This is a genomic window from Arthrobacter sp. TB 26 (assembly GCF_000427315.1).
Lineage (GTDB): Bacteria > Actinomycetota > Actinomycetes > Actinomycetales > Micrococcaceae > Arthrobacter.
Genome location: NZ_AUPJ01000436.1, coordinates 1 through 2146, shown reverse-complemented (window position 1 = coordinate 2146; position 2146 = coordinate 1). Strand labels below are relative to the sequence as shown.

3 protein-coding genes are annotated in these 2146 nt (G+C 66.5%); all 3 read right to left on the bottom strand.

Going from position 1 to position 2146, the window contains the following annotated elements; all coding sequences use genetic code 11:
- Positions 1 to 176, bottom strand: a 176-nt coding sequence (locus K789_RS23370; RefSeq protein ID WP_192815778.1) for a gamma-glutamyltransferase, incomplete at its 3' end; no start/stop codon positions are given.
- A gap of 40 nt (positions 177 to 216) precedes the next feature.
- Positions 217 to 345 (bottom strand): MFS transporter small subunit, encoded by a 129-nt coding sequence (locus K789_RS26495; RefSeq protein WP_272927721.1) that lies wholly within the window; start codon positions 343 to 345, stop codon positions 217 to 219.
- Between the two features lies 1 nt (position 346).
- Positions 347 to 1741 carry an OFA family MFS transporter gene (locus K789_RS0116685; protein WP_024367752.1) on the bottom strand — a complete coding sequence of 465 codons (1395 nt, stop codon included), beginning with the start codon at positions 1739 to 1741 and terminating at the stop codon, positions 347 to 349.
- Positions 1742 to 2146 lie beyond the last annotated feature (405 nt).

Genomic DNA, 2146 nt, shown 5'->3' with positions numbered 1-2146 from the left:
GGCTCGACAACATGCAGGACGAAGGCTCCCGCCGTCGCAGCGTCGAACGCGTTACCGCCGCGTTCCAGCACCGCCTGGGCCGCCGCCGTCGCGAGCCAGTGCGTGGAGGCGCTCATCCCGAAGGTGCCCTGCAGCGTGGGCCTGGTGGTGAACGGATCCGGCCGGGTGAACTCCACGGCGCCGGATTGCGCGGAACCCTGGGATTCGTCAGCGATGTCAGCCAAACAGCGCCGCCACGCGCGTGAGGGTCTCGTACACGCCGTACCCCAGCGGGACTCCGACCAGCGCCCACGCGATGACCAGTTTTCCGGTGGACTGTTTCACCGATGTCTCTGCAGTACTCATCTCAGGCCTCCATTGCGGGTTCGTCGGCCCGGAGACGGTCCGGGCGTGGTTCGTGGAACCGGTCGTCGACCGGCTTGACCAGCAGGTTGGCCACAAAGCCGATGACCAGCAGCCCCACCATGGTCAGCAGCGCGGGCTGGTAGGACGCGGCCGTCAGCTGGCCGGGCTTGCCCTGGGCATCCAGGAACGCGTTGACGATCAGCGGCCCGGCGATGCCTGCCGCGGACCAGGCTGTCAGGAGCCGGCCGTGGATCGCCCCGACCTGGAAGGTGCCGAAGAGGTCGCGCAGGTAGGCCGGGACGGTCGCGAAGCCGCCGCCATAGAAGGAGATGATGACGAATGCGAGCGCCACATAGAGGAACGTGGTGGTGGACCCCGCCAGCGCCAGCAGCGTGTAGAGCACGGCGCCGACGCCGAGGTACATCATGTAGATGCGCTTGCGGCCGGTCACGTCCGAGGTTGCGGACCAGGCGAAGCGGCCGGACATGTTGCCGATCGAGAGCAGACCGACGAAGCCGGAGGCGACGGCGGCGCTGACCAGGGACACGCCGTCGGACTGGCGGAAGAAGTCCTGGATCATCGGTGCGGCCTGCTCCAGGATGCCGATGCCTGCCGTGACGTTGCAGAAGAGGGCAATCCAGACGAGCCAGAACTGCCTGGTCTTCACGGCGTTCTTTGCAGAGACGTTGTCGGTAGTGACGAGCTTGGCGGCCTTGACCTTGGCCGGGTCAAAGCCGGCCGGCTTCCATCCCTCGGCCGGGACCTTGATGGTGAACGCGCCGAACATCATGTAGGCGAGGTATACGACGGCGAGGGTCAGGAAGAGTTTGCCGACGGAGTCGCCGCTGGCTACCCAGCCCTTGGCGCCGGAGTTGGGGTCGTACATCTTCAGCAGCGCGGTGGAAACCGGGCTGGCGATCAGGGCGCCGCCGCCGAAACCCATGATGGCCATGCCGGTGGCGAGGCCTGGGCGGTCGGGGAACCATTTGATCAGAGTGGAAACGGGCGAGATGTAGCCAATGCCCAGGCCAATGCCGCCGATGAAGCCGTAGCCGAGGTAGACCAGCCACAGCTGGCTGCTGAAGATGCCGAGCGATCCGATCAGGAAGCCGCTGGCCCAGAACGCGGCCGACGTGAACATCGCCTTGCGCGGGCCGTTCTTGTCCACCCAGGTGCCCATGATCGCGGCGGAAAGGCCCAGCATCACGATCGCGATGGAGAAGATCACGCCGATTTCGGTCAGGCTGGCGCCAAAGTGCTTCACCAGCGCCGTTTTGTAGACGCTTGTGGCGTACGCCTGACCGATGCACAGGTGCACGGCGAGCGCTGCGGGCGGCACCAGCCACCGGTTGAATCCCGGTGGGGCAATCGTTCGTTCACGGTCCAGCCAGCCCATAATTTGTTCCCTTTGCTTGTCGAAGACGTCGGTGTCCCGCGATCTAGAGGCGAATGGCCCCAAACGGGGGCCGTTGCCTTCGGCAATCATGGTGCAGATCATCAGTAAACGTACGATTCATGCGCCGAGCGGTGGGGACTCTGCGATGAGCGGTTGGGCTACTTTCCCAGTCCGGCCTTTCGCAGTGCCTCGGCCATCGCGGTGTTGGCCGGCGACGGCACGGGCGCCGGCCTTTGCGGTTGCCTGGCGGGAGTCCTGCGGTCAGGCGCCGGCTTCCCGGACGGCTGCTGGGCGGGAGTCCTGCGGTCAGACGCCGGCTTCCCGGACGGCTGCTGGGCGGGAGTCCTGCGGTCAGACGCCGGCTTCCCGGACGGCTGCTGGGCGGGAGTCCTGCGGTCAGACGCC